Origin of the sequence: Aquimarina latercula DSM 2041, assembly GCF_000430645.1 — a bacterium.
Classification (GTDB): Bacteria; Bacteroidota; Bacteroidia; order Flavobacteriales; family Flavobacteriaceae; genus Aquimarina; species Aquimarina latercula.
The window spans coordinates 1,337,075-1,351,994 of the sequence record NZ_KE387185.1; the positions used below are offsets into that span (position 1 = coordinate 1,337,075).

A 14,920-nucleotide genomic window follows, 5' to 3' on the forward strand; every position below is an offset into this window, starting at 1 on the left:
AATGTATAGATCATTAGTGTTAAACTTATTTTGAAATTAATCACTTATAATTTTATAAATGAAATAGTTGAAACATGGCTATTATCAAAAATAATGAAACAGCGGAAATAGTATGTTTAAATACACAACATACTTTTGGGAGAAACCAAAACACTGCTCATACATATATTCCTGAAAAAGATATTTCTCAATCGCACGCATTAATATCTTGGCGAGGTAGTAATTGGTATATACAAGATCATAGTAGAAATGGTACTATAGTAAATGGGGAGTATATAAATAATACAGCTATAAAACTAGCACAAGGCTTTAAGATTCAATTTGGTGAAAATACTTCAACCTTATGGGTAATAGTAAACCTCGATCCTCCATCTAGTTATCTCAAATCGTTAAAAAATAAAAATAAAATAATAGAACTTACTACAGGTCATGCATTTCCTAATGAAGAAGAACCTGAAGTTCTTATTTATCCAGAAGATGCAGCATGGAAATTAGAGAAAAATGGAGTGATTGACAATTTGGTTCAAAACAGAATTTATGTATTTGATAATGAGGAATATGTTTTTGTAGAAAATCAAGTATTAGAGGATACTATGGATAATGGACATATAGTTAATAATGCTTATTTCCAGTTTGTTCTCAGTTCGGATGAGGAGCATATCCGTATTAAGATAATTACGCAAAACTTAGAATTAGATTTAGGAGAAAGAGTTCATAATTATATACTTCTGGCACTTGCCCGTAAAAGATTAATGGATGTAGAAAATGGATATGTTTTTGGAGATCAAGGCTGGATGGCAATTGATGATTTATTAAACGATATGAGCAAAGAATTTGGTAAAGAGTTAGATGCGTATTACTTGAATTTAAAGATTTATCGAATCAGAAAATTATTGTTGGAAACAAAACCGTATGGATATCTTTTTGCTAATAGTGTTGAAAGGCGATATGGTGAAATTCGGTTTGCTCACAGATTTTTTCAAATTTTAAAAGAAGAACGATGCATTGGCGAAGTGCTCGCAATAGCTAATTAAAACTAAAGATTTATACATAAAACAACTATAAAACCTAATCATGGAAAACCCCTCGACTAAAAATGCCCCAAATGTCGATATTCATTTAGAAAATTATACAATACTCGAAAAGATTGGAGAAGGAGGATATGGTATTGTGTACAAAGCGATCCAAGTAAGTACGGGTCAATCAGTAGCAATCAAAATACTTAAGTTTAAAGAAGTACTAGATCAGAAATCTATAAAACAACAGACAGCACGCTTTGATAGAGAAACTAAATTATGTGCGGAAATTAATCACCCTAATATTGTTAAGCTTTTAGATAAAGGATATACTAACAATCAAGAACCTTTTGCTGTTTTTGAGTATATTTCTGGACAGACATTAAAGGACTTAATTACACTTCATAACGGAATTTCTGCAGAAGAAACAGGGTTTCTAATGGGACAAGTTCTAGACGCTTTAGTGTCAGCACATGCTAAAGGGATTATTCATCGGGATCTTAAACCTCATAATATCATGGTGACCAAAACAGGAACTAGGTCACATATAAAGATATTAGATTTTGGAATTGGAATTTTTACTCACGATTTTAGGACCAGTGATTATAAAGATATCACACTTACTCATGAAGTCATTGGAACTCCTGCGTATAGTGCTCCAGAACAATTAAGGGGAGATCCTCCTACAGTAAAATCAGATTTGTATGCTTGGGGACTTATTGTATTAGAATGTTTAATAGGGCAACCTGCAATTCAGGGTTCAAGCGTTGCAGAGGTTTTTCAGAAGCAACTAAATCCATCGGATGTGCCTTTACCTCCTTCTATTTTTGGTCATTCTTTAGGGAAAGTATTAAGTCGTGTTTTAGACAAAAATCATAATAGAAGAATTGCTACTGCAGAATTGGTTTATGAAGAATTTTCTAAAATTAATTTTAATACCATAGTTGGAGATATACAACCGCAGAATGAGCTATTACTAAAGTCTGAAGATGCTACAGAAGTCAATCAATTAGTTTGGCGCAGTGCTCATAGTGAGAAAAGACAAATTACAGTGCTTTGTGCAAAGCTAATTTTATCCGTATCGGACCATGCTGTTATGGAAATGGAAACCTTAGAAACCATCCAAAAAGATCAGTTGTATTTATGTAAAGAAGTTGGTGTTCGTTTTGGGGCTCATATCTCAGGAATTATTGCGGATACAATCGTAATGTGTTTTGGATATCCTCAAGGTAGTGATAATGATGCGCGTAGAGCGGGTAGAACTGCGTTAGAACTTATAGGACAATTACAAAAGAGAAATACGTTACTTTTTGCAAAACATGGTGTAGGATTAGATATTAGAATTGCAATGAATTCGGGGACAGTACTTATAAAACATAATACTGCTCCAGAAGGTTTGGTAACAAATACGGCTTTTAATTTGTTATATTCTGCTCCCTCAGGACAGATTTTAGCGACAGAAACTACTCGAAAATTATTAGATGCGCATTTAGAATTTGAAGAGTTTACAATGCCAGATTTTTCAGGTTTTATAAATACTACAAATGTATATTTACTTACAGGAGAACGTCAGACAGAAGCACTTTCTAATTTAAGTCCACGTAGTGCTGATCAAAAAATGATTGGTCGTGAAAAAGAACAAAGTAAGATTTTTGAGACTTGGGAGTCCATTGATGCTAAAAACGGAAAAGCGATAATTATAAAAGGACAAGCAGGAATAGGAAAGTCCAAATTAATTTACGAAACCAAAAAACAATTTATCAATGGTGGGTTTAAGGTTCGAGAGTGTCGTTGTCTTCCTGAGCATCAAAATAACGCATTGCATCCTATTTTTGAAATGCTAAAAAGGCATATTGGAATTCATGATAATGAAACTATTATCTCCCAATTAGAGGAGGCTTTGGAGAAGGTTGATTGTTCACCAAAAAAAGTGATACCAGTAATATGTTCTTGGTTTTCTATCCCTTTAGGAGATAATTATCAGATTTCGGAGGCTTCTCCAGCGGAACAGAAAGAGATTTTATTTGAAGGCTTAGGGCAACTTATTCTATATATTGATAAGGATAAAAAGTTCACACTTATTATAGAAGATTTACATTGGATTGACCCTACGAGTTTAGATTTTTTAGGGGCTGTTTTATCTAAAATAGATCAAGAAAGTATCTTTTTATTATTAACTGCTCGTCCTGAGTTTAGTCCAGAATGGGATTTTGAAAATTACTCGGAGATACTCTTGAAAACCCTTAATGAGACGGCAAGTGAATCCTTAGTTAAAGATATCTTGCAGCAAAAATCAATTGAACCAATAGCACTTGATTATATTACAGACAAAACTGATGGGATTCCTTTGTTTATAGAGGATTTTACTAGGATGTTGTTAGAAGAGAAATATTTGGTACTTGAAGGAGAAAACTATGCGTTATCAAAAAACTTTGATGCTACATCAGTTCCAGTGACTTTAAAAGGATTATTAAATGCTAGATTAGATCATATAGGTTTTGCTAAAGAAACAGCACAGCTAGCAGCAGCAATCGGAAGAGAGTTTACTTATGATTTGTTGGTGAAATCATCGTTACACGACGAGGCTATGGTGCAAAACAATCTTACGGCATTAATGGACGCAAACCTTATCTATCATCATCGTAGAGTACAGAATGAAAAGTATATATTTCGTCACGCTTTGATTCGTGATGCTGCCTATGATAGTATGGTATCTTTATTAAAACAAGAAGTACACGGAAGGATTGCTGAAACCATAGAAAATGATTTTGAAGATATTGTTAGGGATAATCCTTTTGAAATAGCAGAACATTATGCGAGTGCCAAAGATTACCAAAAAGCTATTGTTTATGGTCTGAAAAAAACAAACTTTTCGATACGTCGATCTTTAAATCAAGAAGCATATAATGAATCATTAAAATGCCTTGAGTGGATAGCTGAATGTGAAGAGGGAATAACATCCTGGAAACAAGAGTTAGAACTTAATCGAATTATCATACCTGCTTTAATGGTATTAGAAGGTTATGGAAGTGAACAAATCGAAGTTTTTTCTAAAAAAGCAATGCAATTAGAAGAACTACTTAAGGATGATGTTGATTTTATGGAGACATTCCAGTCTAGTGGTGCTGATCATACTAGTAACTGGGGATTAGCACAATACCACCATATGCGATCTAACAGAAAGGAAGCCTTGTATTTATGTAAATCGATTATACATAAAGCTCGGAAAACTAAAAACAGACAAAACATATTAGATAGCTTACCTCTTATGGGTATGTTTGTTTCAACTGACGGTTTTCTGTCTGATGCTTCTTCTTATTTTGAAGAAGCACTATCATTATATGATAAGGACTTAGATGTAGAGATTGCTTTTAGAAATGGAATTGATCCTAAAACTCATACGCATGCCAATTATGCTTTTAATCTTGCATTAAAAGGAAATATAGAAAAGGCAAAACACCATTTAAAAGAAGGCCGTGATTGGGCTTTGCAAATAGAGCATGTGCCCTCTATAGCGATTACTAATGTTTATTTTATGCAGATTGCATGGTTGATTAAAGATGAGAAATGGATACAAGAATTGAATAATATCAATTCTGCATTTTTTGAAGAATATCCGGAAATGGGATTTTTGGCAGAATATTCTAATGTATATAATTATTGGAGAATAGGAAATATTGATCCACAAAAAGGTTTTTCTGAAATGAGAATAGTTTCTAAACAAACATATTTGCATTCTTATTTGGAAGGGGTTTTAGTAGATACTTTAATCAACAAAAAATTGTATGACCAAGCTATTGAAACATCAGAAAAGGCTATAAAATGGGCTAAAGAAAATAAAGAGATGGTCTTTTTATCTCCTTTATATCGAATGCTTGCGATAGCTATGTGTTCTAAGAATGAAAAATTATCTGATAATGAAATTCAACTATTTGAAACTTCTGTAGAAATTGCAAAAGATCAAGGAGCTCGAATTTTTGAATTGCAAGCATATGAAGCATACAAAAATTGGATTGAAGATAAACAAAAAAAACAAACAATATCTATACAGATACAATTGCTTAAATAAATATTCACACCTAAATTAACTAAAAATGGGAAACGTAACAACAGATCAATTGCAGAATATTATTAACAAAACTGAACCAACGATAACGAAAAAAATATCTTGGGGAGATGATCAGGAAAAGATCTTTGAAATTTGTAAAAAATATTATGAATTGTGTTTAGCTTGTGCTAAGGATAGTGATTTATACGATTCTTTCACAAATCCGAAAAATACTATTGCTTTTTTAACAGATGGTAAATTACACGGAGAAAGTAAATATGTGTTTTATTTTGATCAAGAAGAAAAAATACCTTTTGAAGGTGTTGGTATGATCCTTCCAAAACAAGGGTTAGAAATTGTTCTAGATCATCATACAGCTTGGCCAACTTTATTAATCACTCCAAAAGATAAAATTGCGGATGATGAGAAACAAAAAATCATTTCAATAAAAGAATCACCAATGGTGGTGGAAAAAGTAGTTTTAAGTGACAGAGGAGAAAGCCAAACAGTAGCAAAAGTTAATAAGGATGCCCCGACAGCAACGATGAATCTTGGGATAGATAACTTGGATGATTATAATCAAACGTTGGTTATGCCAAACTACATACCGAATACAGATATGTTGTTAACCATAAAAGCCAATGAAAAGGCAGATGCAGAGATTATTATGACCTGCTGCTAATTAAAATATATGATTGAAAACCCTAGGCTAAAGTCTAATATTTATATCACAAAAATTGATCAGAAATTACTCTATGTAATTTCTGATCAAGATATAGTTCCGGTATCAGATCCATTAGAGATTGATATTTTACAAGAAATAAATAAAGGCACATTATCGACACAAGAACTAGCTAAGTCTTTTTTAGACAGATCAGATTTTATTTCTACTTTTCAAATTATTTCATCTTTAGAATGGAGAGGATTTATTCGAGAAGATGATTCTCCTTATTCGGTTCGAGAAACTGCTTATTGGGAAGAGTTAGGTTTTGATGTTAAAAAACTAAAAAAAGTATTAGACCATAAATCAATTAAGATTTATAATGTTGGAAATATTGATGATACTGTTTTTCGGAATGCTTGTATAGAAACAGGTATTCAAATTACTAATGATAATCCTACACTTAATATTGTTTTAACAGATGATTACAGTAATGAGTCTTTGAATCAATTAAACTGTAAGTTTATTAGTGAACAAAAAAAGTGGTTGTTAATAAAACCGAATAGTAATGAGATTTTAATTGGTCCACTTTTTATTCCTGATAATACTGCTTGTTGGGATTGTTTATATCATAGATTAACAATTAATCAACCATTTAAACAGTTTTGTAAATCAATTGGTTTTGAACAAGAAAATCAGGTAAAGTCTAATCATACTATTTCAAGTCATATAGCTAGTAATATGGCTATTTTAGAAATTATAAAATGGTTATATTCTGAAAAACAACATATACTTGAAGATACTATAATTTCGTTAGATGTAAGTGTTATGAATAGTTCTCATCATTCGGTAACTAAAAGACCTCAATGTAGGACTTGTGGTGATGAAAATATATTTAAAAAGAGGAGTGCTCCGATCACAATAGGTGAGAAAATTACTATAAGTAATAAGCTAGGTGGTTATAGAACGGTGTCAGCAGAAGAAACATTTGAAAAATATAAAAAACACATAAGTAACCTATCTGGAGTTGTACCAAAAGTATCACCTTATCATAAAAAAGAAGGAGCTCCTATATTTAATTTTGCTTCTGGAAGAAACCGTGCCTTGCAAAGCACCTCTTTATTTTGGTTAAATCATCATTTGCGAAGTGGTAATGGTGGAAAAGGTAAAAATAGTATACAAGCAAAAACCGGAGCCTTATGTGAGGCAATTGAGCGTTATAGTTTAATGTATCATGGTGATGAGTATAGTTTTACTGCATGCTATGAGGATTTGGAAGATGCTATCTTACCTAATGAATGTATGAATTTTAGTGAAACTCAATTTAAAAAAAGAGAAGAGATTAATAAAAATACATCGAAGTTTTATGCTTTTATACCACAACCTTTTGATATAAATGAGAAGATGGAGTGGACTTCATTCTATTCTTTGACATATCTAAAATATAAGCATGTACCATCCTGCTTTAGTTACTCTCAATATCCTGCTAATGATGAACAAAAATTGTATTCTTATCCTGATTCTAATGGTTGTGCTGCGGGAAATACCATTAAAGAGGCTATTTTGCAAGGTTTTTTTGAATTAGTAGAAAGAGATGCTGCAGCAATATGGTGGTATAATAGAATTAGAATGCCAGAAGTAGATTTGTCAACTTCGGAAAACCCTTATATTGAAACTATAGAGAAGTATTACAAAAGTATACAACGCACTATTTATGTTTTAGATATTACTTCTGATCTTAATATTCCGACTTTTGTGGCTATTTCTTCTTTGATAAATAAGACTTCAAAAAGTAATATTATTTATGCTTTTGGCTCACATGTTGACGCTAATATTGCTATAGAAAGAGCTGTAATTGAATTAAATCAGTTACTTCCTATTGTGAAATCAGAAAGTTATTTAACGAAGGATAAGGTTTTTATAGATTGGTTGGATATGGCAACATTTAAAACTGATCAATATTTAGTGCCTAAAAAAGTAGAAAAGAAAAATCTTCAAAAAGATTATCCAATTTTGTGCGATTCTAATATAGAAAGCGCACTTAGTTTTTGTGTAGAAACAGCAAAAAGAAATGACCTAGAAGTGTTATTCTTGGATTTAACAAAAGGTGATATCGGATTGCCAGTTGTTAAAGTGATAGCACCTGGACTTCGTCATTTTTGGAGAAGAACAGGACCAGGAAGACTCTATGATGTTCCAGTAAAAATGGGATGGCTGGATGAGAAATTGTTAGAAAACGAACTCAACCCTAAAAGTATTTTTATTTAAAAAATTCACTCAATTATTTATGTTATTTAGATCCTATAATAATAAGTCTTTTAAACAAACAGAGTATTATAACATTTTACCAGAAGAAGAACGCGAGATATTCGATATACTATCAAGTGTTTTTCATTTTAAGGTAAATAATTATGTGTTAGAGCATTTGATTAATTGGGCAGCCATTCCAGAAGATCCTATATACAGATTAATTTTTCCGAGGAAAGAAATGCTAAGTGCTTTTGATTATGAAAAATTAAAGCAATTATTTAAAATAGGACTGGATGAAAAAACTAGAATTGGTTTTGTTCAATCTGTAAAAAAAAAGATGCATCCAGAAGTAAAACATGCAGAAACTGGTTTTCCTAAGATGGATGGTAAAATTATTACAGGAGGCTATAGGAATTTTCCAACTATATTAAATCTATTTCCAGATCCAATGGTAAAGACCTGTCATGCCTATTGTTCATATTGTTTTAGATGGGTTGCATTTGATAATACAGAAGCACAGAAAAAAACAGCTTATAGAGATCCATATGATCCAATTCCATATTTAAAAGAAAATCCAGAAATTACAGATGTATTATTTACTGGAGCTGATCCTTTGGTGCTAAAAGCGTCTGCAATAAAAAAATATATTGATCCTGTTTTGGAAATTGAGTCTGTACAGGTAATACGAATTAATTCTAAGGCATTAGCTTGGTGGCCTTATCGTTTTACAACGGATAAAGATGCTGATGCATTATTAGAACTTTTTCGATATATACAATCAAAGGGTAAACATCTTAATTTCTGTGCGCATTTTACTCATGCCAGAGAATTAGAAAATGAAGTGGTAAAAGAAGCAATACAACGAATAAAAGAAACCGGAGCTGTAATCCGTTGCCAAGGACCTTTAGTTAAAGGGATTAATGATACACCAGAAGATCTTATAGCACTATGGAAAGAACAAATAGCCAATGGCTTAATACCTTATTATTTATTTGTAGAGGCAGATCATAATCCAGAATCTTGTTTTCGTGTTCCTTTAGCAAGAGCACTTCATGTTTTTCAAGAAGCTCAGAAAAAAACTTCAGGCTTAGCCAGAACTGTTAGAGGTCCTGTGTTTATGAATGACCTTAATAGAGTTCTTTTAGATGGAATAACAGAGCTTAACGGAGAAAAATATTTTGTTCTTAAAAGTCTACAATCTCCTCCAGAAACTAATGGAGAGGGAAAAATCAAGCTTATTCCTTTTGATGAGCACACCAAAGATGCAGGTGACTTATTTGAATTATTCAAAGAAGATAAGTTAGAAGTGAGTTCGGTATATTAGGTTCATAATAAGATCTTTTTTTCGTATCGTAGCGATACTTCTTAAAAATAGTGCCGAATAATATAGAATAAGTAGTAGTCTAATTAAAGACTACTTTTTGGCATGAAATATGATGAAATATTATACCTTAAGTGTTAGGCATATATTTGTCTCATCAGAGCAAAATAACTGTAAACAATTATTAGGAATAACATCAGATCAATCTATACTGGGGGTAAACATAAGTAGGGAAAACGATTTGATGTTAAGAAAAGCTAGAATCCGTTAAGTCGAAGGGGAAAGACTTTACGGATTTTGGCATTTTTTATGTGTTCTACTAAAGTAATTAGAGGGCTTTGTGAAATATGATGAAATATTATTTTTTAAGTGTTCGGTATATATTTGTCTCATCAAACAATAGATAATTAGAAAATACATCAAGTAGATTAATTGTGAAATTAAGATGTATTTGAAAGGTTATAATTTTTGGTGAATAGCCAGAATAATAGGTTAGATTATTGAGCTGTAGAATCAATGGGGTAGATTCTACAGCTCTTTTGGTATTTGTAGCTTTTGATTAATAAATGAAGCAATGAAATATGATGAAATATTATTTCGTATATGTTCAATATATATTTGTTTCATCAAACATTAAGAATTAATCATATACTATAAAATAATGACTGGAAACACACAAAACTCAGATAAAAAAAGTTTAGCATTTTGGATGGTTAGAATATTCTTATTGTTTGTTAGGTAAAGTCAAAATATTAAGAAGTATTACATCAAATTAACCACAAGGGAAATTAGTACTTGTGAAAGTGATTTGATGTTCATAAAGCCAAGCAGATAATCCAAGATAATCGTGCTATAGAATCAATGGGGTAGATTCTATAGCACTTGGCATTTTATGTAGTTTCTAAATGATATATCTGAACCCGATGAAATATGATGAAATAGTTTTGAAGAGAGGTATTTTTTAGTTTTACCTCAATGATTTGATACTGTATAATTATTAACGTAAAACTTGAAAGTATGAAATATTCTGTTGTTAATACAAAGACACAAAAAGTGAAGTTTGGTAGTTGGCCATTTCAAAAGCGTTTAAAAACAAAGCTTCAGTTAGTAAATTTGGGGGATGATTATTACAGAGTGTATTACTCAAGTGAATTCAATAATATAAATACAGGAAAGATTGAAAAAATTAAAGTGCCTTGTAATGGGTATGTTAAAACGCAAATTAACAATGAACCAGGTATAAAAGTCGAAATATATAATTGTAGTTCTGAAGGTAATTACATTGCTATACATGTAAAGATAAAAGCAGATATGGGCTCTTTAGGAGTTAGAACAATATATGATCAAATTTTAGACTGCTATACGGTACAATCCAAAAATTGGAATGCGCTTGATATTACAGGTATATGGAAAAACCTTGGTAAAATTAAAAAGCAAATCAGCTATACATTCGTAGAACAATATGCCCAAATTTTTAGTTAAAATATGGACTAAAGGATAGAATAGTAGTAAAACGTATTTCGCTATAAAACAGTTGCTTGTTCTACATTATCTATGCATGCGATCTAAGATCTCCATTACTTCTACCTTTTTTCTAACAGAAACTGGAACATTTTCTCCATTTTTAAGCATTAGATAACCGCCATCTGCCTTAATAAAAGCACTAATACATTGGAGGTTAATTAAATGGCTTTGGTGTACACGTAAAAATTGATAGTTTTTAAGCATATCAGCAAAATATTTTAAAGTTTTCGTTACAAATACCTTTTGGCCATCTTGTAGGTAAAAAATAGTATTATTACTATCGGATTCACATCTAACAATATCATCTAAGCTTACAATAATAATTTTGTCTAAAGTGTGTAAAGATATTTTATCAGGTTTTTGCTCTGGTGCAGATAATGTATCTTTAAGAATATTGAGTCTTTCTTTATTAGGCTGAATTTGTTCTTTAGCTTTGGATATTGCTTGTGCTAGTTCTTCATTAGAGTATGGTTTTAGAACATAATCAATAGCTGCAAATTTAAAAGCTCTTATAGCATACTCATCACTCGCAGTTACAAAGATAATTTTAGATTTTAATTCTGGAAATATCTCTAATACGTCAAAACCTGTACCATCTCCTAGCATAATATCCAGAAATAAAATATCAGGAACATTGGTTCTAAGGGATTTTGCAGCTTCTACTACGCTTCTTGCTGTATCTATAATTTTTATTTCGGGATGATTTGTTTCCAGGTCACTTTTTAAAAGTTGAAGTGCATCTGGCATATCTTCTACAATAATCGCTGTAAGCATAGTGTCTTTAATAATCGGTTAATAATGGTATTTTAAACGATATCTCAGTTCCTTCTACAGAAGAGTCTTCATTTAGAATTTCTTTTATCTGTAATGCATCTTTTCCAGAGATAGACTCCAGCCTTTCTCTAGTTACTGTTAATGCCATGGATTGATGATCCGTTTTGGTTTTGGTTTTTTGGGACTGGAAAATACCCATTCCGTTATCTAATATTTTACAATGTAAGAATTCTTCATTAGTATCAAAAAATACTTTTAGTTTTCCATCTCTATTTCCTTTTAGGATCCCATGTCGTATTGCGTTTTCAACAAATGGTTGTATGAGCATTGGAGGAATTAATACTTCTTCTGGATCAAATTCCGAATCGATAGAAATGGTATATTCAAAAGGCTTATTTGCCATTAGTTTTTCTACCTCAATATAATGTTTCAGGGTTTTCATTTCCTGATCTAATGTAATATTGTCTTTTCTGGAGTTATATAATGTTTCTCTTAATAAAGTGGCAAAAGTGTTAATAGTACTATTCATTTTGGATGGGTTACTCGTTCCCATCGCTTTAATCCCATTAAGTACATTAAAAATGAAATGCGGATTCATTTGTAATCTTAATGCCTTTTGTTCTAAAGAAAGCAAGTGATTTTGCATTTGCAATTTTTCTCGTTCTTCTTTATTCTTAAGCTTTACTTTTCTAATATATAACAATGTAATTATTGTAAGTACCAGAAGAATAATCCCTAGTGTAGCAAGTTGAAACCAGAGTTTTTTGTAAATAGGGCTATCTATGAATATTTTAAAAGTAATAGGCTCACTTTCTTCCCATCTATAGTTTCTGGATTGTGCAGAAAATGAATGAGCACCATATGCTAATCCAGCTAAATTTTGCTTTTTTTCTGATGACCATGGACTCCAAGCTGTGTTATTTAGTTTATAACGATATTCTATGTCATTTGGATGATCTAGATCAATAGTTTTATAGTTAAATGAAAGCTCGGTTTGTTCTGGGGTTAGCTGTAGAACGTTGTCATTTTTGGCCCATATATCGGGATTTATAGAATCCAATGTTTGGTATGCGATTTCTATATTTTCAAAATGGATTTCTGGTTTTACAGTGGTTTTGTCAGTTTCTCCTGGTTCATATTTAGTAAGTCCATATATGGCTCCGAACCACAGGTTTCCTTCAATATCTTTACTTATAGCATTGAGACAAGTTTCTATACCTAAAAAGCCATCATTACGCCCAAAATGAAAAACATCTGTAATTTGGTTTATTAGGTTGATTTCTATTCGATCTACACCCCTTTCAGTACCAACCCATAAATTATCCTCATTATCAAATATCATTTGATAGATATTGTTTGAGTATAAATTCTTTTCTCCTTTTATTTTTTTAAAAGAGAGTTTCTCTTCCTTTAAACTGGCCCACCAAATGCCTTGTCCAGCTGTACCTAGATACAAGTTATTATTTTTAAAAAGAAAGCAATTGATCGCAACTTTCTGATTGAGTACATTACTAAGATGTGTAACTTTATTCCTTTTAATAAATCCAATACTTCCATTTTCTGTAGCATACCATATTTTGCCTTTTTTGTCAGAGGCCATATGTTTAATTTCAAGGTCTTTTATGCCACGCTTTTTAGTGAATCGTCTAACAGATCTTACTTTGTGTTTCTTGTAATCATATATAAATCTGGTAATTCCAGAAGAATAAGTGGCTGCCCAAATAGTGTCTCCAGAAATATGTATAGATCGAACCCAATTAGAAGATAAACCTCTTCTTTTATTAATGATGTAGTTCTTGATAACCTCTTTGGTTATTGTATCCTTTCTCCGTTTTTTGGACTTCTTATTACGAGTTACGATGCTGTCTTTAAATTTAATTTCTTTAAATAAGATTCCTTTTCCTTCGGTACCTGCCCAGATATTTCCTTTGCTATCATGCGTGATAGTTTTGATTTTTATTTCAGATAACCTTTTGTCTTGCTTGACTTGAACTATTCCCGTAGAATCAATTTTTATTAATCCAGCTTCCGAGTTTGAGGCCCAGATTTCTTCGTTAAAACTATGAACAGCATATACGCGATTACCTTTTAGTCCAGTATCTTGATTATAGTGGGTAAAATTATTTTGAGAATATTTATAGAACCCTCCTCCAGATGTTGCAATCCAAATATTGGACTGACGATCCGAAATGGTTTTTCTAATAGTAGAAACTGCTAAACCGTTTTTTCGATTTATTTTTTTCTTTAATCGATAATTATTGGCATCCAATACAGTAATTCCTTCATTATTCGTAGAGAACCATAATTCTGTATCTAGAACTGAAATGTTATTGACATTTAATGGTTTTTGGATCCATTTATTACCATAACTTTTAGCATTTGTATTTAAAACTAAAATTCCTTGATTTATAGCTGCCGCAAATACTTTTGTTTTGTGATATAATGCCGAAGTAAAATTATATGCACTATGACGTACCATAATGCTAGCATCTTTATGAATTTTATTTAATTTCCAAAGACCTTTATTTGTAGCTATCCAGAATAACTTACCATCAAACACAATTCCATTTACAATGCTGGTATTTATTTTAGGATCTAATTGTATTTTTTTTAATCCATCACTGCGGTTATATATATAGATGCCGACATTAGTAGCTAGATAAGTTTTATTGTGGATCCTAAATATTTTGTTTACTTGTAATCCTTCGAAATTATGAAATTTCTTTTTTGTTTTTATCGATAATCCTCTTCTAGTTCCTATGAATAAACTGTCATTAGAAAAGAGTAAGGAGTGTATGTAGTTGGATAAGAGGCCATCATCTTCGTTCCAGGTTTCAAATTCTTCTCCATTAAATCTACTTATTCCACCTCCACGTGTACCTAGCCACAAATAACCAATATCATCTTGTATAATATCATATACTTGAGATTGAGGAAGCCCGTCTTCTAATGTATATGCCCTAAGGCCATTATTTTGAGCAGATAATAAATGAATAGCACTTATCCATATAATTGAAAAGGATAGTAGATATGAAAAGCATTTGGGGCTCATAAAAAACTATGGTTTGATAACAAATATAATCAAACTGATTCTCTTGTTATGTGTACTCCCATTAAATAATTTGATGAAAATGATGTTGAGTAAAACCGTATACAAGCAGGCAGTTTTTTTGGGAAAAAACAAATTGGAAATAATTGGACGCGCCTGCCGTATACAATAGTTTTATTTTTTTAGAAAATATTAAAACTTACTAGGATTGTGAAAAAAAATAAAGCGATACAGTACAATAGAATAATTGAATAATAAATAGTGTTATTTTCTACAC

The 14,920-nt window shown here is 31.4% G+C and carries 8 protein-coding genes; 6 read left to right on the forward strand and 2 right to left on the reverse strand.

The window, feature by feature from the left end:
• Positions 1–74: 74 nt before the first annotated feature.
• The 6 genes from H526_RS0123750 (at position 75) to H526_RS0123775 (ending at position 10,778) form a co-directional block, all read left to right on the forward strand.
• Positions 75–1,034, forward strand: coding sequence for an FHA domain-containing protein (locus tag H526_RS0123750; protein ID WP_027395242.1), 960 nt, complete (start codon positions 75–77; stop codon positions 1,032–1,034).
• Between the two features lie 40 nt (positions 1,035–1,074).
• Complete coding sequence (locus tag H526_RS0123755; protein ID WP_027395243.1) at positions 1,075–5,085, forward strand: TOMM system kinase/cyclase fusion protein; 4,011 nt, start codon at positions 1,075–1,077, stop codon at positions 5,083–5,085.
• Positions 5,086–5,110: 25 nt separating this feature from the next.
• On the forward strand, positions 5,111–5,746 hold the full coding sequence (locus H526_RS0123760) for a hypothetical protein (RefSeq protein WP_027395244.1): 636 nt from the start codon (positions 5,111–5,113) through the stop codon (positions 5,744–5,746).
• Between the two features lie 9 nt (positions 5,747–5,755).
• A complete protein-coding gene (locus tag H526_RS30030) occupies positions 5,756–7,993 on the forward strand; it encodes a TOMM precursor leader peptide-binding protein (protein ID WP_051336312.1) in 2,238 nt (745 codons plus the stop codon).
• 19 nt (positions 7,994–8,012) lie between these two features.
• A complete protein-coding gene (locus tag H526_RS30035) occupies positions 8,013–9,299 on the forward strand; it encodes a KamA family radical SAM protein (protein ID WP_051336313.1) in 1,287 nt (428 codons plus the stop codon).
• 1,014 nt (positions 9,300–10,313) lie between these two features.
• On the forward strand, positions 10,314–10,778 hold the full coding sequence (locus H526_RS0123775; RefSeq protein WP_027395245.1) for a hypothetical protein: 465 nt from the start codon (positions 10,314–10,316) through the stop codon (positions 10,776–10,778).
• A gap of 66 nt (positions 10,779–10,844) precedes the next feature.
• On the opposite strand, the gene H526_RS0123780 is transcribed toward H526_RS0123775, so the two are convergent.
• Together H526_RS0123780 and H526_RS0123785 are read right to left on the reverse strand one after the other, a co-directional pair.
• Positions 10,845–11,594, reverse strand: coding sequence for a LytR/AlgR family response regulator transcription factor (locus H526_RS0123780; RefSeq protein WP_027395246.1), 750 nt, complete (start codon positions 11,592–11,594; stop codon positions 10,845–10,847).
• Positions 11,595–11,601: 7 nt separating this feature from the next.
• Positions 11,602–14,646 (reverse strand): ligand-binding sensor domain-containing protein, encoded by a 3,045-nt coding sequence (locus H526_RS0123785; protein WP_027395247.1) that lies wholly within the window; start codon positions 14,644–14,646, stop codon positions 11,602–11,604.
• Positions 14,647–14,920 lie beyond the last annotated feature (274 nt).